Source organism: Aurantibacter aestuarii (assembly GCF_003008425.1).
Taxonomy (GTDB): Bacteria; Bacteroidota; Bacteroidia; order Flavobacteriales; family Flavobacteriaceae; genus Aurantibacter; species Aurantibacter aestuarii.
In genome coordinates this window covers 610,878-631,215 of record NZ_PXOQ01000007.1, presented here as the reverse complement: position 1 = coordinate 631,215, position 20,338 = coordinate 610,878, and the positions used below count along the sequence as shown (strand labels likewise).

The 20,338-nt window shown below is 31.9% G+C and carries 19 protein-coding genes; 1 reads left to right on the top strand and 18 read right to left on the bottom strand.

The features are described from left to right. Positions 1–6: 6 nt before the first annotated feature. Genes C7H52_RS04105 through C7H52_RS04030 form a run of 16 tightly spaced genes read right to left on the bottom strand, consistent with a single transcriptional unit; the run spans position 7 to position 14,713 of the window. Complete coding sequence (locus tag C7H52_RS04105) at positions 7–2,436, bottom strand: MMPL family transporter (protein ID WP_221405029.1); 2,430 nt, start codon at positions 2,434–2,436, stop codon at positions 7–9. After that, positions 2,429–3,640, bottom strand: coding sequence for a DUF2062 domain-containing protein (locus C7H52_RS04100; protein ID WP_245918528.1), 1,212 nt, complete (start codon positions 3,638–3,640; stop codon positions 2,429–2,431). Before C7H52_RS04100 ends, C7H52_RS04105 begins: the two co-directional genes overlap by 8 nt. 3 nt (positions 3,641–3,643) lie before the next feature. After that, positions 3,644–4,021, bottom strand: a complete 378-nt coding sequence (locus tag C7H52_RS04095) for a 3-hydroxyacyl-ACP dehydratase (protein WP_106462614.1) — start codon at positions 4,019–4,021, stop codon at positions 3,644–3,646. A 2-nt stretch (positions 4,022–4,023) separates the two neighbouring features. Continuing rightward, positions 4,024–4,662 carry an outer membrane lipoprotein carrier protein LolA gene (locus tag C7H52_RS04090; protein ID WP_106462613.1) on the bottom strand — a complete coding sequence of 213 codons (639 nt, stop codon included), beginning with the start codon at positions 4,660–4,662 and terminating at the stop codon, positions 4,024–4,026. Beyond that, positions 4,652–5,416 carry a polysaccharide deacetylase family protein gene (locus tag C7H52_RS04085; protein ID WP_106462612.1) on the bottom strand — a complete coding sequence of 255 codons (765 nt, stop codon included), beginning with the start codon at positions 5,414–5,416 and terminating at the stop codon, positions 4,652–4,654. The genes C7H52_RS04090 and C7H52_RS04085 overlap by 11 nt, the downstream gene beginning before the upstream one ends. Continuing rightward, entirely contained in the window at positions 5,410–6,429 is a 1,020-nt protein-coding gene (locus C7H52_RS04080) for a beta-ketoacyl synthase chain length factor (protein WP_106462611.1), read from the bottom strand. The genes C7H52_RS04085 and C7H52_RS04080 overlap by 7 nt, the downstream gene beginning before the upstream one ends. Beyond that, the gene (locus tag C7H52_RS04075) at positions 6,426–7,628 is read right to left on the bottom strand and encodes a beta-ketoacyl-[acyl-carrier-protein] synthase family protein (protein ID WP_262494498.1); all 1,203 of its coding nucleotides are present in this window, start codon (positions 7,626–7,628) and stop codon (positions 6,426–6,428) included. Before C7H52_RS04075 ends, C7H52_RS04080 begins: the two co-directional genes overlap by 4 nt. After that, a complete protein-coding gene (locus tag C7H52_RS04070; protein ID WP_106462609.1) occupies positions 7,615–7,869 on the bottom strand; it encodes a phosphopantetheine-binding protein in 255 nt (84 codons plus the stop codon). The genes C7H52_RS04075 and C7H52_RS04070 overlap by 14 nt, the downstream gene beginning before the upstream one ends. Position 7,870: 1 nt before the next feature. Then, on the bottom strand, positions 7,871–8,488 hold the full coding sequence (locus C7H52_RS04065) for a 3-oxoacyl-ACP synthase (RefSeq protein WP_106462608.1): 618 nt from the start codon (positions 8,486–8,488) through the stop codon (positions 7,871–7,873). Then, on the bottom strand, positions 8,489–9,547 hold the full coding sequence (locus C7H52_RS04060) for a methyltransferase (RefSeq protein ID WP_106462607.1): 1,059 nt from the start codon (positions 9,545–9,547) through the stop codon (positions 8,489–8,491). It abuts the gene before it with no gap. Positions 9,548–9,549: 2 nt separating this feature from the next. Next, positions 9,550–10,686 carry a beta-ketoacyl-[acyl-carrier-protein] synthase family protein gene (locus tag C7H52_RS04055; RefSeq protein ID WP_106462606.1) on the bottom strand — a complete coding sequence of 379 codons (1,137 nt, stop codon included), beginning with the start codon at positions 10,684–10,686 and terminating at the stop codon, positions 9,550–9,552. Next, complete coding sequence (locus C7H52_RS04050; RefSeq protein WP_106462605.1) at positions 10,679–11,098, bottom strand: acyl-CoA thioesterase; 420 nt, start codon at positions 11,096–11,098, stop codon at positions 10,679–10,681. Before C7H52_RS04050 ends, C7H52_RS04055 begins: the two co-directional genes overlap by 8 nt. A 1-nt stretch (position 11,099) precedes the next feature. Next, positions 11,100–11,549 carry a hypothetical protein gene (locus C7H52_RS04045; RefSeq protein ID WP_106462604.1) on the bottom strand — a complete coding sequence of 150 codons (450 nt, stop codon included), beginning with the start codon at positions 11,547–11,549 and terminating at the stop codon, positions 11,100–11,102. Next, positions 11,539–12,420, bottom strand: a complete 882-nt coding sequence (locus C7H52_RS04040; RefSeq protein ID WP_106462603.1) for an LpxL/LpxP family acyltransferase — start codon at positions 12,418–12,420, stop codon at positions 11,539–11,541. Before C7H52_RS04040 ends, C7H52_RS04045 begins: the two co-directional genes overlap by 11 nt. 30 nt (positions 12,421–12,450) lie before the next feature. After that, the gene (gene fabG / locus C7H52_RS04035; RefSeq protein WP_106462602.1) at positions 12,451–13,179 is read right to left on the bottom strand and encodes a 3-oxoacyl-ACP reductase FabG; all 729 of its coding nucleotides are present in this window, start codon (positions 13,177–13,179) and stop codon (positions 12,451–12,453) included. 1 nt (position 13,180) lies between these two features. Next, positions 13,181–14,713: an HAL/PAL/TAL family ammonia-lyase gene (locus tag C7H52_RS04030; RefSeq protein ID WP_106462601.1), complete on the bottom strand. Its 1,533-nt coding sequence runs from the start codon at positions 14,711–14,713 to the stop codon at positions 13,181–13,183. Between the two features lie 85 nt (positions 14,714–14,798). Here C7H52_RS04030 and C7H52_RS04025 point away from each other — a divergent pair, with 85 nt between their 5' ends. Beyond that, the gene (locus C7H52_RS04025; protein WP_106462600.1) at positions 14,799–16,043 is read left to right on the top strand and encodes an NAD(P)/FAD-dependent oxidoreductase; all 1,245 of its coding nucleotides are present in this window, start codon (positions 14,799–14,801) and stop codon (positions 16,041–16,043) included. Here C7H52_RS04025 and C7H52_RS04020 read toward each other — a convergent pair. Then, complete coding sequence (locus tag C7H52_RS04020; protein ID WP_106462599.1) at positions 16,021–18,756, bottom strand: PD-(D/E)XK nuclease family protein; 2,736 nt, start codon at positions 18,754–18,756, stop codon at positions 16,021–16,023. The genes C7H52_RS04025 and C7H52_RS04020 overlap by 23 nt on opposite strands. A 69-nt stretch (positions 18,757–18,825) precedes the next feature. After that, entirely contained in the window at positions 18,826–20,253 is a 1,428-nt protein-coding gene (locus C7H52_RS04015; RefSeq protein WP_106462598.1) for an OmpA family protein, read from the bottom strand. Positions 20,254–20,338 lie beyond the last annotated feature (85 nt).

Genomic DNA, 20,338 nt, shown 5'->3' with positions numbered 1-20,338 from the left:
CTGTGATTATTTCTTCGATTTACATAATACATTGTACACAAGCGGTTGCAAAGTAAACGAAACTAATAGCGCTGTGCTTATTCCAATTACCGATACTAATGCTAACGATTGCAACGCTGGATGCTTGGCTAAAAATAAAATACCAACACCTAATAACGTGGTAATTACCGATAAAATAACCGAAGTCTTATACGTTGGCAACACTGCGTTTTCTTGTTTATTATTCTTGATTAAACCATTGGTAATAAATATACTGTAATCTACGCCTAAACCAAAAATAAAGGTTGAGATTATAATGTTAAATACATTAAACTGAATATTAAAAAACGCCATAAGTCCAATGGTAATTAACCAGGTTATTACAATTGGTAAAATAGTTGCCAGAACTAACTTAATATTTCTATAAAAAATAAATAACACTAATAAAACCGCTCCAAAGCAATACAACATTAAGGTGTTAAAGCTGTTTTTTAATTGTCCTAACAAATCCTCGTTAATAGCTTGTCTGTCTATTAAAATAGTCCCTTTTTGATTTTTAAATTGAGCTTTAAAAGCATTGACTTGATTGTCTTTTAATTTGACTAATGTCGTAACCGTATGGAATTGATCATTTGAGCTTATGAAATCTTCAGGAGAAATTGAAGCGATGCCTTTTAAGTCTTCAAGATGAAGAATATTGAAAGGCTGGTTGAGTAAATTATAAAATGCCTGATGCGTTTCGGGTTTAAAACCGAAAACTTCGCCTTTTAAAATGAATTCCTCTTTTAAAAATTGCTTTCGTTCTTCATTAAAAAAAGTCGTCCATTGTTGTAAACCTTCTTTTTGCGTGCGCTTAGATTTTACTAATGGCGTAACCGATGTAAAACTCACTAAACTGTTAGTGGCCTTTTGCTTTTTTAATGTTGAAAATAATATATCGTTATGTTGTAAAGCTTCGTCTAAAGTATTCCCATAACTCACTAAATACACCGATTTATCTGAAGCATTGGTTAATTGGTCTAACTCTTTTTCGGCTTGTTTTAAATGTTGAGGCACAAAATTTAAACTCGACAGATTTTTATTAAATGATACCTGAGAATAGAAAAACACACTACCAATTAAAAGCAAGACTAAGCCAATAATCCATCCTTTTTTTTGATGGAATGGATACGATGCAAACTTATCAATAGGCGTTTGTTTGGCTAATGTTTTCTTTTTAGGCGCTTTGTATAACACAGGAATTAATACCAAAGCAAAAAATGCAGCACTTAATACACTTAATCCTGCAAAAAGTCCTAAATCTTGTAGCGCATCGGAATTGATAAACAACAAACAGAAAAAAGCCAAAGCAGTGGTTACACTACTCATAATAATAGGTTTCGTGACCTGATTTAAAGTGTCTTCTATGGTATGTTGGGCACGTAAATGCGTTAAAATATGTAAAGCATAATCTAAAGTTACACCTAATAAAACCGCACCAACGCCTAACGAAATGGCTGATATTTGAGTTTTAAATAAGCTTAAAATGGCTAAAGCCACTAAAGCCCCAAAAACGGTTGGTAAAAGCAAAATAATTGGCACAAAAACACTTCTGTAAAACACGATAAACACCATTAAAAGCAAGCTTAGCGCCAAACTTACGGTTAAAATAACATCGGTTTTAATTTGGTTGGCATTAGCAACTGCTATTAAAACACCTCCAAAATATGACGCTGTAATTTCGGATTGATATTTAGTGTTTAATTTAGATTGTAAGTTGTATAAAGCAGTGCTAAATTGGGTGTTTTTTTGAGTTTCGCTGGTTGGAAATTTAGGTGTTATAAATAACAACACATCGGTTTCTTTCTTATTAACTAAAAATCCATTGACTATTTTAAAATCATCGTTAAAACCCAATGATTTTAAATGATTAATTCCCATTAAGGACAGACCTAAAGGATCACGAACCAAGGTTTTTTTAGCAATTAAGCCCGATGGTGAAATTAGTGTTTCGTAATTCTGTTGGGTAATAGCAGCTATACTATCTGGAGTCATTTTAGCTTCAATGTGTTGATAGTCTTCCGCAGTTAAGAAATACGGAAGGTTTTCGTAAACCACATCTAAAGTTTCAAATAACGACTCTTCTTCAATATAACCTTGAACGGATTTAATATATGGATTTTTGGATGCATTTAGTTCCTCTAAAAAATCTTCGGCATAATTAGTTAATGTTTCAGTAGAAACAGCATCTTTTTTTCTAATATGCACTATAATTTTATCAGAAAAATTAGCTGTTTTTAGAACTTTTTGAAGCGTTTTATTGTCTTCGTTTTGAGGAATTAATTTAGAAACATCTTCAGCAAAACTTATGCTTAAAATACGCCAAACTAAAACGATTAATAACATAAAAAGTAAAGCAGTACCAACAACAGGATTCTTTTTTAACTTTAAATAGAATTTGTAAAATAGATTAAGCATGTCTGGCGCTTCTTTTAAGTGAAAACCATGAAAACAAACCATAACTTAACAGTCCAAAAACTAAAGCAGAACTTGTGCTTAAAACCAAACTACCTATGAGATACGATTTTAAATTTTGAAATAAATCGTAGTTTTTAGTAAAGGTCTCTAAGGTATAATAGGTTTTTATGCCTAAAACCCAATTGCCAACCTGCATACTTAACAATAAGACTAGCGGAATAAATGGAGGCAAACTTATGTTAGAGCTTATAAAAGCAATAACTTTATTTAGTTTTAATAGCATCGCTAAAAAAATGACTATAACCGTGTGGAATCCCCAAAGTGGTGATAAGCCTAAAAAAATACCTAAAGCTACCGAGAATGCTTTCTTTTTTGGAGCATCCTGAGTATATAAAACATCTTCAGCTATAAATTGTTTGAGTCCTTTTTTTTTTAATTTCTTAAAGAAGTTTTTAGGAATAACATAAAATAATTTCACTAAAAGAAACCATATAATTAAGGTCGTAATTCGTGCAATGTCCCAAAATGGTCTAAAGTGTGAAACCCGTTCTTTCGGATCATACAAAACTTTTATAGGCACATGCGTAATAGAAATATTAATCCAGTGCGCTTTTACAATAGCTTCGACCTCAAATTCAAATTTCTTGGTCATTTTAAGCCATTTTATGGCTTTCATGGCTTTTATAGGGTACAATCTAAAACCAGATTGCGAATCGTTAAGCGATAAACCTGTAACAGCTTTTACCCAATAGGTAGAAACACGATTTCCTTTAGCGCTTTGCGCAAATACATTGGCATTGTTCATGTTTCTATCGCCAATAATCAATTGATTTTTATTTGCAGATTGCTCTAAATGATTGGTGAAATTTGGAATATCGTCTGGAAAATGTTGCCCATCGGTATCTAAAGTAATAGCAAAATCAAATCCCATGCTTAAGGCGTGTTTAAAACCTATTTTTAAACTATGTCCTTTTCCTGAATTTTTAGATTGATGTAAAGCAGTTATTTGCGGATAATTATTTAAAATGTCCTTCGTTTTATCTGAAGAACCATCGTTAACCACAATAACATTGGTGGTGTAATTTAAAACACCATCTAAAACACGTTTTAAGGTATTTTGATTGTTATAAGTTGGCAAAACCACACAACAGTTTAAGGCTACTAATTGAGCTTTAGTCTGTTTTATGATGTTGGTTTCGTGCAAATCTTATGTTTTTTTGACAAATATAGCATTACATTTTAATACAGTTGTATTATCAGGAACGCTAACTAAGATTTTAGTGGAAGTTTTATTGGTTTCAGCAGTTAAGCTGACTTCAAAATTTAATTCACTATTTTTATCTGGCTCTACAACACTTAAAAATTTTAGTTGCGATACTTGTTGTAATTGAAGTTTACAATGTAGTTCTTGCTCTAAAACATTCTTTACTATTTGAAGCATGACAACGCCTGGTGTGACTTTAAATTTAGGAAAATGACCATTAAATATTTCGTGTGATGCGTTAATTTGAATTGAAAAATTCAAACAACTTTCTCCTTCAAAGCTTAATGCGTTTAGGTTATAAAAATCTTCTAATAAAGCCATAATTACAAGGTAAATGCAGTATCTAAAACAGGTTTATTATCGACTCTGTTTTTAAATTCAATTAAAGTAAAATCATTATTAGGCTCTATTAGTTTTACTGTTTTAACTACAAATTCATGCTTTGGAAACGTCAATTCAAATTGCGCCATATACTTTCTTAACCGTTTATTTTTTGGCTTAAACACAACTAAATAGCCTGTTTTAGTAGAAAAATAGTCAATTTCAAATGTTTCATCATCAAATAAATCTCCTGTAACACTATTAACAATTAGTGTGTTTAGTTGCTTAAACCATTTATTAGAATCTAAATCTATAGACTTACGTTTTCCATCGTTAAAAACTAATAGTAAGTTGTCTTTAAAAATAGCGATGTTAGACTTTGGTGTAATATATTCCCAACGCACTAAATTAGGGGATTTGTAAACCAGTTTCCCAGTAGATATAATACTGTTATTTAGAACACTAATTTGTTTGGTTTGCGTAAAATTACTACTAAGAGTATTCGTGTTTTTAGCCTTTAACGCGACATCTTTTTTAAAAGCAGCAATCTCTTTAGGACTTAGTGTATTTTGCTGTGAAAAAGCTATGCACTGAAAGCTTAAAAAAACAATTAAAAAAAAGGTTATACTATTAGTTTTCATTTATCAATTGACTTATAGTTACGGGTTGTAACTGTTTCTGTTTTGCAATTTGCAATAAGCGTTCCAAAACAGGTAAACAATTAGGTTGTTTATCGTGTAATAAGATAATATCGCCTTGTTTTAAATCTTTTGTTATACGTTTTAAAATACGAGATTCGCTTTTAAAAAACGTATCGAAAGAACGTTTATTCCAACCAATTACTTTTAGGTTGGTGTGTTGTATTGCTTTAGCTAAATGTGGAGTTGTAATGCCAAATGGCGGTCTAAAATAAACCATATTGTATGCATATTGCTTTAAAACTGAATTTGTTTTTTCAATTTCAGCTAACCATTTTTTTGCGCTAAAACCTCCAATATATGGGCTGTGAGAATAGCTATGATTCCCAATCTCGTGACCACATCTAATAATACGTTTTACTAATCCCGAATATTTATCAGCTTCTTTTCCTATTAAAAAAAACGTGGCTTTAGCATTGTGTTTTTCTAAAATATCTAAAATTTGAGGTGTAAATTCTGGGTTTGGACCATCGTCAAACGTAATGGCAAAAAATGCTTTTTTACTTTTAGGATGTTTTGTTTTAGCTGTTAAAAAAAACTGCCAACCCATTGACATAGATCCCAAAAAAATGATGACTATCCAGAGTAAAATTATAGTGCCCATAAACAAGCCAACCGAAACGTGGTTTGTAAACATTACCAAAGCCGTAATAATACTAACAACCAATAATACAAAAGCCAGTCTAAATTTTAGCATGTCGATATAAGTATAAAACTATGATTTTGTCCTTGTTCTTGGTTATAAAGCAGAATCGTTTTAAACGGTTTTGCTTTATTCTGTTTAACCGTAAGTCCTTCGGGAATAGTTTGATTTATTAACATATATTGTGCTAAAAATACGGCAAATCCAGAAACGGTAAAATAATCGCCAACCACATCTTTATACGCTATTTGCGTGGTGTTTTGAAATGTATTTTCTAAAAGTGACTCGTAATACACGTCAAATTCATCATTTTTATGTCCGGTGATTATGGCATCTACTTCATCTAAACCACATTTTTTTAAAATTGAAATGGCATGGGTTTCAATACTATTAATTTTTAAATGATGAAGTACTTCAACAGATTTTAAACAAATGCTGTTTTCTTTTTTAATATTTGACAATCCAAAAAAGTGAGCGCCTTCAGATTTAGGTAAGCGAATTTCTGAGTCATCTTTTAATTCATTTTTATATTGAAGATCACTAAAAGTAGCTCCTATTTCGTCAATTCCACCAACTAAAATAGAATTATCTTCATCCAGCTCTATACACAATTTAGCATCTAACAAAGCCGACTCAAAAGATACTGCGCCATTTACATAAGTGTTATTATAAGATTTGCACTTTAAGCCTAAAGCTATTTGTGCACCAACGGTATTATGTGTGGATTGTATAAATGCTGTTGGCGTTAAATAATCTTCGTTATTAGCTATAATGGCTTCCAGAAATGTTTCGGTAGCATCTATACAGCCCATTCCTGTTCCTGTTAAAATAGCGTCTGGAACTTCAATTTCAGCTTTAGACAAAGCTAACTGACTTGCAGTTACTCCCATTTTTACTGCAGAAGACATTCGTCTTAAAGCTATAGGTGAAATAAATTTTTTAAATTCTAGATATTTAGCTTTTACTGTAGAATTTGAATAATCTAAAGGTTTAAATACCAATTTTTCTACATCAAAAGTATCTTGAGTAGAAATTGAAACCGCACTATTGATGTAACAGGTTTTCATGCTTTAGATAAAATTAAAGTGGAACAATTACCACCAAATCCGAAGGAATTAGATAAAACGTGATTTATTTTTGCTGAAACCAACTTGGTTTCTGGGATTAACCCTAATTCTGGTATAGGGTTTTTAAAATTTAAATTGGGAAAAACCGCCTGTTCTTGAATGGCTAAAATGGAAATTATAGCTTCCACTGCGCCAGCTGTTGCTAAGGTATGACCTGTAAAAGCTTTAGTAGAACTAAATTTTGGGACTTGAGTAAATAAACGTTTAATAGCTGCGCTTTCGGACGAATCGTTATTTACGGTTGCTGTACCGTGAGCATTAATATAATCTATGTGTTCTGGTTGTAGTTTAGCCAATTTCAATGCTTTTTGCATGGCTAAAAAAGCACCATCGCCATTTTCTGACGATGCTGTTTGATGAAATGCATCATTAGCATTCCCATAACCCGAAACATAAGCTAAAACGGGTTTGTCTTGTCTTGCACGTTCAGATTCCAATATTAAAAAGGCGCCAGCTTCACCTAAATTCAATCCTTTTCTATTGGCGTCAAAAGGTGCGCAAATCTCATCAGATAAAATCATAAGCGATTTAAATCCGTTAATAGTAAATTTACACAACGGATCTGTACCGCCAACAATAACACGATCTAACTGACCAGATCTTATAAGTCGCGCGCCTAACATAATAGCATTAGTTGCAGAAGAACAAGCAGTACTTATAGTCGTTACAAACTCTGTAATATTAAAATAATTGGCTATTTTATTGCTGCTATCTCCAGCGTGATGGCTTGAAATATATTTTTCGGCGTTTTTTGAACTATTAAAATCTGGAAAATGAAGTTCACTTTTATCCATGCCCCCAACTGTAGTTGCACTAATTAAACCTGTTTTATAGTTAAAAACATCACTAATATTGGCTTGAGCTAAAGCTTCTTTTACCGCAATACAACCCAATAATGCGGTGCGTGTATAATTATGGTTTTCAGGTAAATTTAATGCTTTTGAAAGCTCTAAATTGGTCTTTTTAATTTCGCCAACCTTAATACTATTAGCGTGTGCTGTTTTAAAATTTGAAATGGTAGAGATACCACTTTTTGAAGCCATTAAAGAAGTTCTATGGTCTTCAACAGTGTGACCTATTGCCGAAATAATACCCATTCCGGTAACAGCAATACCGTTATGTGGTTTATTTGGTCCTATGTGTTTTTATATAATTAGCTAAGACATCTATAGATTGAAAAATCGCTTTTCCGTCGTTAGGATTAGTTAATTTAATACCATAATCTTTGTCTAGCATTACAATTAATTCTAAAGCATCTATAGAATCTAAACCTAATCCGTCTCCAAATAAAGCATCTGAATTGTCAATATCCTCAACAGCTATATCTTCTAAGTTTAGTAATTCAATGATTTTTTCTTTAAGTTCTAATTGTAAAGACATATTATTTGGTATATAATTCTAAAATTTCGGTTTCGTTATGCTTAATAGCACCTGTATTGGACACCAAATATAAGAAAGCTTCGTAGTTATTTGCATCTAAATTGACCCAACCACACAAAACTTTTTCTGCTTTACCCGATTTTAATAAGTAATTGGTTTGAATTAGGAAGTCTTTAGGACTAAAACTAGGCATGACCAAAAAACAATTTTCTGTGTGTAATTGGTGTTTAATGCTTATTTCTCCCAGACAAATATTAGGTAAAGTATAGACGAAAACCGATGGACTTGGGTAATAGTTATTTTTATCTGTAATACTGCTTTGATGTTTTCTATCGGTTTCTAAACTTGAAGCATGATTGGCGAAAATTAAAGCGGTATTTTTATTGATAGATGAATGACTTTCCGGTTTCAAAATACATTCTGAAGCCAAAAGCGCCAACTGACTTAACAAATCCATTTTATGAAATTTTGGATAGTTTGAAATGCGTGCTTTATAAGCTTTTTTTAAAAATAATTGAAGGTCTTTAGTTTCTGAACAGAATACATTCTTGCCATTAAAAGCAATACTGCTTTCTTTTATAGACACATAAGATTCAATATAAAATGGTGTTTCCTCCATTTACTTCAACTTACAAATTAATAGTGTATGATAGTCACCTAATGTATGGTCTTTGGTTACCGTTAAACCAGCTTTTTCAATTAATTGTATAAAAACCGAAGCATCATACATCCGTGAGTTCCCGTTAGCTAAAGCGGTAAAATAAAGCGATGTGGCTTGTAAAGAAAATTGTGCATTTTTAAATTTTTGTCGGTCTGTAAAAGTTTCAACAATAATTAATTCCGAATCTTTTGTCATGGCTTTACCTGCAACTTTTAAAATTTTCAGAATCTCTTCTTTAGAAAAACAATCTAAAAACTGACTCATCCAAAACACATTGGCAGTATGGTGTATCGTTGGATTTTCAGACAACCAATCTATTTCTTCGCCTGTAACTCTATCAGCATAACCCGCATTAGAAATGTTTTGTAAAGCTACTTTTAATTGTCCGGGCAAGTCATAAATAGTTATAGCTACATCTTTATTATAATTTAAGCATTGTAAGGTAAATTTACCTGTATTAGCTCCAATATCTATAAGGGTTTTTGGATGGTTTCTAAATACAATGGATAATGCCATATCAAAAATTCCATCGGAATAAAAATGATCAAATTCAAACCACGATTTTTGGACTTTTTTATCTAACTGAGATAAACCTTCATAAATAGTATCCCAATTTCCAAATTCCTTTAAGCCTTCTGGCTTTGTATTGGTTATAGAATCTTTTAAATGATGTAATCCTTTATAACAGACATCATTTGTAAAATTTAAATTAACGTTTATCATTTGGTTATAGGTTAAAAAATAGCCTGTTTTGGTTAATTCAAACTCATTTTTTTCGTTTTTACTTACAATATTGGCGCTTTCAGCAATTTCTAACAAAACTTCAAGACCATAAACACTAACATCTAAAACCTCAGACAAATTAGTAATAGAGTTTTCTTCATTTTTATGATTAAAAATATAATCTAAAACCCCTAAATCTCTAAGCGTTACCGTGGTTTGAAACACAAAAGGTGCAAATGCTATTTTTTGTGCTTCTTCTATTGCCGTTACGGCTTTTAAAGGTTTCTGTTTCATAATTAATATATTTTTTTAAAAACCACTGCCGTATTGACACCTCCAAAACCCGATGCGGTTTTTAAAGCATAGGTTAGAGTTGTTTTTTTATTTTTAGAAATAACATTTAAAGCTTTGTTTGTGCCTAAATTGGTAAATCCTAAAGAGGTAAACAATGTATTTTTGTGTAATGATTGCATGGCTAAAATGGTTTCCAGCAAGCCAGAAGTACCTAAAGTATGACCGTAATACGCTTTATAACTATTAACTGGTGTTTTTTGAAGTCCAATTCTATTAAAGGCTTCGGCTTCCATATTATCGTTAAAAAGTGTTGCGGTGCCGTGAGCCGAAATATAATCGATATCTGTAGCCTTTAAACCAGCTTCTTTTAAAGCTATTGTAATACTTCTAGAAAGCCCTTCTCCAATCCGCGAAGGTCCAGAAATATGGTTGGCATCGTTTATAGACGATTCGCCTAACAATTCTACAGCATCTTCGGATAAATTAGCTGTACTTTTTGTTACTAAAATGCTGGCAACTGCTTCGCCTATATTAATACCTTTCCTTTTAGCATCGTAAGGTTTACAAGGTTCTGCACTCATAGCTTGAAAGGAATTAAACCCAGACAAAATAAATTCTGAAACTAAATCGCCACTAACCACAAAAACATTATCGTATTCATTTTCTAAAAGGTAACGTTTAGCTACAGAAAGCGCTAAAACACCAGAAACGCATGCGTTAGACACCACAATGGGCTGTTGTTTAAAACCAAAAACAGTTTTTATTTTTTGAGCTAAAACACTTAAATAGGCAGAACTTTGGTCTTGCTTATTTAACGCGTTGATATTTCCTTTGGTTGTTGAAATAATTAAGCCTGTTTTAGAGCTTATTTTTAATTTTGAAGCTGAAATAACTTCAGCTAAAGAACATATCATGGCTTGTTCTAAAACCGAAGCTTCCATGTTATATTCTAATTTTTTATATGCGGAATGTAGTCGGTCTTTATCTATGATAGATCCGTAAAATGGTGAATGAAAATAAGATGTGTCATCAATTAATTTTACACCTGAAATATTAGCCTCAACATTGCGTATATTTTCTTCGGTAGAAAACCCTAAAGCCGAAATAATAGTGCTATGCGACAAATAAATTTTAGTCATTTAGCATTTGTTTTAAAGCTGTTTTATAATATTCGGGGAAAACCAAAGCTAATTCGTTAATTTCAAAATGAGTAAAAACCTGAGTCGTTTCGCCTAAACAAACTACTTGGTTGTCTTCATTATAAATGGTGTATTTATAAACTATTTTAGCTGACTCTTTAGGGATCAACTCTACTTTAATTGTTGGGTTTTGCCCGTATTTTAAAGTTAGTTTATGCTCTGTGTTGGTTTTAACAATTGGTAAGGCAAAGCCATGAGCTTTTGCTGTTAAGTAGTCGATATGGTGTTTTTTAGCAAATGCTTCTCTGGCAAATTCAAAATATTTAATATAATGGCCATGCCAAACAATACCTAAGGAGTCGACGTCACTAAACGAGATTTGTATGGGAAACGTTGCTGTGAGCTGGTTCATATTAATCTTTTAAAATAGTACTCATTTGGGCGCTTGCTATTAAAGTTTCGCCTACATAACTTTCAAAATTAACCAACACCATTTGTTCTGTTTCGTACAAGATAATAACTTTAGTTATTAAAGTTTGATTGACTAAAGGTAACTGTTCTAATTTAAATTGCTTTACGCCTGCAATAAAGCCTTCTTTTGCTGACGTTAAATTATCTTTATTTTTAAAACCTGTATATAAAGCTACACTTTGTGCCATATGTTCAATTAATCCCATTTCATTAAAAAAACCATTTTCTGCAAATAGGTTCTCGGGTTCAATTGTAAGTGTTGTTTCCGCATTTCCTTCAGCAAAATCTAGCAAACCATCCACCATAATTATTGGTGCTCTATGCGGAATGAGTTGTTTAATTTCCGATAATGAGTTGATAGGTAATGTAAAATTGTTCAAATTATGCTTCATCGTCCCAAAAGTTATAAAAATTGAACCATTGTAACGGGTATTTTGAAATCATTTTTTCTAAACTTTCTGTATAAGATTGTAATAAATCCTCTGGTCTTTTTGAAATCACTTGAACTCTTTCGGCATATAATTGATACTTCTTTTTAGGCTCTCTAAATACATACACAAAGAGTACAGGCACTTGTAATTTACTACCCAAATGGAATGGTCCAACCGGAAATTTAGCTGTTTTATTTAGTAGTTTGCCTTCAATACATTTTACTCCTTCTAAATATCTGTCGCCAGAAATACATACCAAACGGTTTTGTGCCAAAGCTGCATTAATCTCGAAAATATGAGAAAAATCGTATTTTACAATAATAAATTGTGTTTCGTCTTTTTTAAGGTATTTATTAAGATAATCCTTTATAGCCTGATGGTCTTGGTCTGTTATGACTATACTAACGTTAGTCTTGTCAATTCTGTTTTTAAAAAAATATTGTGCTAACTCAAAATTACCCATGTGAGCACTTATAAGTAAACCACCTTTTTGTTCTGCTAGAGCATCTTTAATAAGATGTTCTCCATTATAATTAAATGTATAAGAGTCTCTTAGATTTGCCGAAATTGCTATTTTATCTATTAACGTCTGCCCAAACACATAGTAGGTTTTATAGATACTAAGGGCTGATTTAAACCAAGAATATCCCAAACGTTTTCTAAAATAAAAACGTAATCCTTGAACATTTTTACCAGAAAACAAACAAAAATAAGGAACCGGCAAGTGCATTAAAGCGTAAGCGGCATTAACTCCAAAGTTTTTGATGAAAAACACAAAAACCTTAAAGCCAAACACACTACCTCGAGATTTCCCGTCCCACTCTGCTGCCATATTATTGTTTAATTTAAACCAATGTATATTTTAAATCCCTCCGGAAATGCTAATAATTTCTCCTGTAATATAAGAGGCTTTTTCTGAGGCTAAAAAAGCGACCAAATGAGCGACTTCTTCTGGTTCTCCAAAACGATTTGCCGGTATTTGTTTTTTAAGCTGCGTTTGGTCTAAATCTTTGGTCATATCGGAAGTTATAAAACCAGGTGCTACCGCATTTACGGTTACCCCTTTTTTTGCCACTTCTTTAGACAATGCTTTTGTTGCTGAAATGATAGCGCCTTTTGCTGCCGAATAATTAGTTTGCCCAGCCTGACCATGAAGTCCCGACAGAGAGACTATATTTATAATACGTCCAAATTTTTGAAGCATCATAGGTTGAATGACCTTTTGAGTCATATTGAAAAACCCATTTACACTCGTATTAAATACTGAAGACCAGTCTGCTTCTGGCATCCACATAAATAAACCGTCTTTTGTAATCCCTGCATTATTAATGAGTATAGAAATGCCTTGTTCTGGGTTGTTCGTCTGCCAGATATTCAATGTTTTTTCTACATCTTCAGCATTTGACACATCACATTTTAATATTTCAGCAGAACCACCAAAAGCTTCAATTTGAGCTAAAGTATCTTTTGCTGCAGCTTCGTTAGAATTATAATTTATTAAAATATGAAGGTCTAAGTGTTTTGCCAATTCTATACAAATAGCTTTGCCAATGCCTCGTGATCCACCTGTAACTAATGCTATCTTTTTCATATTAAATAGTAGTATTCGTCTGCATTAAAAAAGCTTTTACTTTTGAAATGTAAGGATACATCACAAGATCTTCTTTAAACACCGGAACAATTTCTCTAATAGACGTATATAGTTTAAGCGTCTCTGAAGACAGTTTATCCTGAATTTCCAAATACTCTATAGCCTGAATAATAGTAATAACTTCTATCGCTAATACTTCAAAAGTATTTTCAATCACTTTTTTAGTTAATAAGGCGGCATTGGTGCCCATACTTACCACATCTTGATTGTCGTTATTATTTGGGATACTATGTACATACATAGGATTTGATAAGGTCTGATTTTCGGCTGTGGTAGACGTTGCGGTAAATTGTACTCCTTGCATTCCAAAATTTAATCCTAGTTGTCCCAAATTTACAAATGGTGGTAATAAATTATTCAGCTTAGAGTTAAGTAAATAATTTAGTTGTCGTTCTGCCAACATACTGGTTTTGGTTATAACTAGCTTTAATTTATCCATTTCTAGAGAAACATAATCGCCATGAAAATTGCCTCCATGATATACATTTTGATTTGCAACATCTATAATCGGGTTGTCGTTAGCCGAATTAACTTCGTCTACCAAAACTTTTTCTGCCTGATTAATAGTGTCTAAAACAGGTCCTAAAATTTGTGGCACACAACGTATAGAGTAATATTCCTGTACTTTATCGTGGAAGATGTCTACATCTTCATTCGACTTATACAAATGTTGTGCTCTATGTTTTATAAGCTTACTGTCTTTAAGATGAAGTCGCATTTGCTCTGCTACTTCACTTTGACCACCATGTTTTTTGGTTTGATGCAGTTCTAAGGATAAATGATCGTCATAAGCTTGAACCAATTCATTTATGGCCGAAGAACATTGAGTTGAAATTTTAATTATTTTTTTAGCATAAATTAAATTAATCATGCCAATTCCAGTCATTACAGAAGTTCCATTAATTAATCCTAATCCTTCACGAAGGACAATCTCTATAGGCTTAATTTGTTCGGTATTAAAAACCTCTTTGGTTTCTAATCGTTTTCCTTTGAAAAACACTTCACCTTCACCTATAAGAACCAGCGCTATATGTGCTAATTGCACCAAATCTCCACTTGCTCCTACGCCGCCATGATGAAATATAAGTGGATGAATATTTTTATTTAACAGCGCTTTCATGACATCTAATACCGAAGAATGAATGCCTGAGTTTCCTAGAGACAAGGTGTTTAAACGTGCCAATAAAGCTGCTCTAACACAGGCTTCATCTAACACATCTCCTGTGCCGGACGCATGGCTACGTATTAAATTATATTGAAGCTCTTTAGTTTTAGAGGCTTCAATTTTATACTGCGCCATAGGTCCAAACCCTGTATTTACACCATATATAATTTTATTTTCTGCAAATTCTTTTAAAAAATCATGACTTGCTTTTACCGCAAGCATTGTATCCTCATCTATTTGTACCGGTGTATTTTTAAATACTACTGTATTAAAATCTTTTAAGCTTAAGGTTCCGTTTATATTTAGCATTTATATGTTTTTCAATTTAAAACTAAATTGTACTTTTAAATTCTATTCGATAAAATTAAGATTTTTATTATAACACGCCTATAAATTGAAAGATAATCCCTCTGTAGATATATTAATTATTGGTGCTGGTCCTGCTGGCTGTGTTGCGGCGATGTATTTAAAGCAAAAAGGCTACAATGTCTTGGTTGTTGAGAAAAACGAATTTCCAAGATTTGCCATAGGAGAAAGCTTGCTCCCAAGATGCATGGAGCATTTTACTGAAGTTGGACTTTTTGATGCTATTAATCAAGCTGGATTCGAAAAAAAGTATGGTGCACGTTTTATTAGAGGTAATGATGTTTGTGAATTTGATTTTAGCGATAAATTTACAGAAGGCTGGGATTGGACTTGGCAGGTGCCTCGTGCAGAATTTGATAAAGTTCTAACCGATACTTTAGAAAAACATGGCGTGAAAGTCCTTTTTAACACTGAAGTATTGGATGTTGATATACAACCTAACGGAAGCTCAACATCTCGGGTAAAACATATTAAAAACGCTTCTGAAAAAACAATTCTGGCAAAATTTATTATTGATTGTAGTGGTTATGGTCGATTATTGGCTAACCAAATGACTTTAAATAAAGCTTCCGACGTGCAGGTTAATGCAAGTGTATTTACTCATGTAAAAGATGTTAATCGTCCAAAAGGTAAAGAAGGTACTTTAATTACTTTTGATGTTTTAGATTTAAATACTTGGCTTTGGGTTATTCCTTTCTCTAACGGAAACACCAGTTTAGGCGTGGTAAGCAACGAGGAAACTATTAAAAAAACGAAAGGTGATGCCTTTACCAAGTTAAATTATTTCTTGAATAAGTCTGAGCATTACAAACAGCGTTTTAAAGATTGTGAGCCTATAATTAATACCTATGACATGTGTGCGTTTTCCAAATCGGCAACCAAACTCTATGGAACTGGTTTTGCTTTAACAGGAAATAGTGCAGAATTTTTGGATCCTGTATTTTCGAGTGGTGTAACATTTGCAACAGAATCTGCCCTAAAAGCAGCACAACTTACAGCGTTACAACTAAAAGGAGACCTTGTAAATTGGGAAACAGACTACGAGCTTTATATAAAATCTGGGGTTAATGTTTTTAAAAGCTATGTTAAGGAATGGTACACTGGAAATTTACAAACCTTGTTTTTTAATGCGGACGATAATTTAGAAAACAAGCGTCAAATTTGTTCGGTTTTAGCTGGTTATGTCTGGGACATTGCAAATCCTTTTGTAAAACATCATGATAGGATTTTACCAAACTTGGCTTATTTAACTAAAATGAAGAAAAACTCTTAATTTCTTTTTCTACAAAATCTGTTTTTTCATCACAAATCTCCAGAATTAATTTACAAAGTTCCTGTTTAAAGTCGTTTAAAGTTTCTTGTGAAATGAAATCATCATATTTACCATAAGATATTTGTTTTTGAAAAGGTAAAAAACCTGATTTTAAGTTTTTAAATGAAATGATCCCAGCCTGCAAAGGGAACTTCAAAGGAGCGGATTGTGACATCATTAAGGCATAAGTTAAAATCTGGAATGGTTTACTGTACTTATCGTAATCTAAGGAAATATCTTCCCAGTTCATCACCCTAACTTTATCTTGTTTAACGCTACCCGTTTTATAATCTATAATTCGGGTAATTCCATTAAATTCGTCAATTCTATCTACTGTTCCCTTAATTTTAATAGGGAAATTCAAAGGTTCCACATCCAAAATTATTTCATTTTTAAGCTCTAATGCAATAATTTTAATCTCATGCCCATTTTTTAATTCGGCAATTTCAAAATTTAAAAAATTTAAAACATAACGCTTTGCAACCTCAAAAATAATAAGGTTCTTTCCTTTAGTAACATCACCATTTTTATATATTTTTTCAAAATACATTAAAACCGTAGCGTCTATTTTAGTCTTTAAAGCTTCTAATGGCTCGACTTCTAAAATCTTACCTTCAAATGGTTTGTAAAATACTTCAAGTACTTCATGTACTATAGTTCCTAAAGTATTAGCTGCAACAACTTCTTCAATGTTATCTTCCTTTTGTATTCCCAAAACCTTATCATAATAAAAATCTAAAGGATTTCGAATATAGTTTGTTAAAGATGAAGGTGAAAATCCTTTTTGGGCTAGTTGTTTTATACTACTTAATACTAAAGGCGTTTTTATTATATGATTTGGTGTTTCAATATATGTTGGAATATCTGCCGACAAAATATGATGCTGAATATTATGTAATTGTTCCGTTTCAAGCTGATGAATAAATCGGCTTTTTTCTCCACCCAAAAGCGCATCCATTTCGGTATTATAAATAATATGGACGTTTTTTGCACGTTGTAATAAATGATAAAAATGGTAGGTATAAACGGCATCTTTATCTGTATATGTTGGTAAACCGTATTCCGTTTTTAAGTCGAAAGGAATAAAAGAATTATCAGATTTTCCCGAAGGTAAAATCCCTTCATTAACAGAGGTAATGATAACGTTTTCAAAATCTAAAACCCTAGATTCTAACATTCCCATAATTTGTAATCCTTGTAAAGGCTCTCCTTTAATATCAAGCGTTTCATTGGAAACTAATTCTTTAAATAATTCGAAAAGTATAGAAATAGATGTAATATGCTTATAGGTTTTATTTAAATCTAAAAGCTGCTCGAAAACCTGATTAAATTTGTAGAGATACTCTAATTCAATAGCAGAATTAGGTCTTAGAGTCAATTCATCTTTCAATACATTGATAATGAATAAAAATTGATGAATAGAATCAGTAACATTATTATCTTTATAAAATATAGCCTTCAGAAAATCTTCATTTTTAGGAAAAAATAAACAAACCTTTTCTAGTGTATAGAAAACTTCGTTAGATTGCTTTAAATTAGTTAAAACAACATCTATTGAATCTGAAATAAAAATTGGTCGCAAATATTCATTAGATATTATATTAAATAAATCTTTATAAAATATGTGAGTTTCTTTTGAAGATTTTACGTTGAATATTAATAGAAATAAATGATAAAAAGACGACAGATTTAATGGCAAACCCATAGTAATATTTATATTATTAACCGATTTAGGGATTGACCCCAAAACTGGTAATAATAAATTTTCATCTCCGAGAACAAGAGCCGTTTTAGAAATATTTTCAGTATCTAAACTATCTAAAATTTGACCTACCAACTTTGCTTGCCCCACACTCTTTTGTGTGCCATAAATAGAAATATCTTTTTTATGAGTATAATAATTTGGTAATTTAGTTAAATCGTTAGTTTCAAATAAGTTGTTTTCTTTGAAGGAACGAATAAATTTTCCTGCGCTGTGATTTTTTTTATTATAGAAATACTCGTCTAAATCCCAGAAAAAAAGTGCTTTATCAGATTGCTTAAATGATTTAAAAATGATTTCTTCACAGGTATTTAAGGCATTAAAGCCAACAAAAACATGCGTTTTATTAGTCTCTTTAATATAATCATCTATATTATTTTTTGCCACTTTGTAAACCAATCCTTGATATGCCTTAGCTTGATCTAATAAAGTCTCACTAAAATTATTATAAAGTAATTCTAAAGAATTCCAAAACTCTAAATAATTATAAATTAACTCTGATTGGTTTAAGTTTTTAGACCAATGCTCAATTTCTTTAATTGAAGCCAAGTAGTTAAATATCTGACTAGAATTAATATTATACCGATCTATTTCATTAAAGTCCTGTATAATAAGTTGAGCCCATTTACTAAATGCATAAAAATTATCTTTAGGTAGTTTAGAAGGAGTTTTTAAATAAACATCATATAAAATAAATAGAGCTACTGTATTGCTTATAGTTATTGTTCCACTTACTTCTTCTATAAATTCTTCAATACTTAAAATTAATGGACTTATAACTGTTCCAGAAATATGTGATAAAAGTTCTTTTTTAAAAAATACACCTGCTCTTTTACTTGGAAAAATAAATGTATAAGCATTTATATTCTTAACATCTAATTGGCAAACGACATCATGTAAAAAAGTTTTCATTTTATAAAAATAAAAAACGCTTCGGTTTCCCGAAGCGTTTTATTATTTATTTGTGTATTTAGTTAAAACTTATTTTTTAAGTTTTACTTCTACACGTCTGTTGTTTCTTCTACCAGCAGCAGTTTTGTTAGTATCGATTGGGTTTGTTTCACCAAATCCAACTGACTCTAATCTTGCAGGGTCGATTCCATTTTCAACTAAGTAACCTTTTACAGCACCAGCTCTAGAGTCTGATAAACCTTGGTTTAAAGTTTCAGAACCAACACTATCTGTGTGACCTTCAATAATGAAGTTAGCATCTGGATATTCTTTTAAGATTGCAGTGATTGACTGTAATACTGGGTAAGTTGCTTTTTTGAAACTTGCTTTACCAGTTTCGAATAAAATTGTCTTTGCATAGCTATTTAATTTATTCATTACTTCAACTGTAGGTAATACAGGCTCAGGACAACCATTGTTTGCAACAGTTCCTTTAACGTTAGGACACTTATCATCTTTATCTAACACACCATCACCATCAGCATCTGGCCAAGGACATCCATTATTAGCTGCAGGACCTGCAACATCTGGACACTTATCATCTTTATCAGCAACACCATCACCATCAGCATCAGGACAACCAGCTAAAGTTTTTAAACCTTTAACAGTTGGACAAGCATCAGTATTATCTGGAACACCGTCACCATCAGTATCAGGACATCCGTTAAACTCAGCTAATCCAGCTTCGTTAGGACAAGTATCTTTAGCATCTTCGATTCCGTCACCATCAGTATCAGGACATCCATTAAATTCAGCTAAACCAGGAACTTCTGGACAAGCATCGTCTTTATCGTAAACACCATCACCATCAGTATCTTTACCACCAAATTTAACTTTAATACCTGCATTATGTTGAAAATGAGAAGTTAAATATTCTTCGAATGAATGCTTATATTTAGTTTCTAGCATTAGTGCAATATGCTCTGAAATATTGATATCTAAACCAATAGCACCATTTACAGTTCCAGCTCCTACTAAATTATCTCTTCCTCTCTCAACAGAGAATGTATTATAAGTTCCTTCTTCAATCCAAGTGTAACCACCACCAACACCTAAGTTAGGGCTTAAGAATCCAAACAGAGTACCAAAGTGGTAACGAACAGCACCATCTACAGCATAATAATCTAAATCTCCTACTTTAACGCTTGGTACATCACTACCAAATTGACCCCATTTTTCTATTTTATTAATAGAACCTCTTGCCTCTAAAGAAAAGTTTTTTCCTAAATACTTAGAAACAGAAATAGTTGACAATGAAGGTAAAATGTTCCAGTGATCCTTAACATTATAGAATTCTTGGAAATAATCTCCTTGTGGAGCATCTTCTCCTACTGGAAATACATCAACTGCATTTATACCAAAAGAGATTGCCCAAGGGTTGTTTTCGTCTTGTGCATTTACATTGCTAAAGCTCACTAAAAGCACCAATGCTAATACTAATCGGTTAAGATTTTTCATATTCAATTAAATTTAATTTTAAGTGTTAATCGGTAACAAAAGTAAGTGGTTATAAATTATTAACAAAGTGAAATGTTAAAAATAT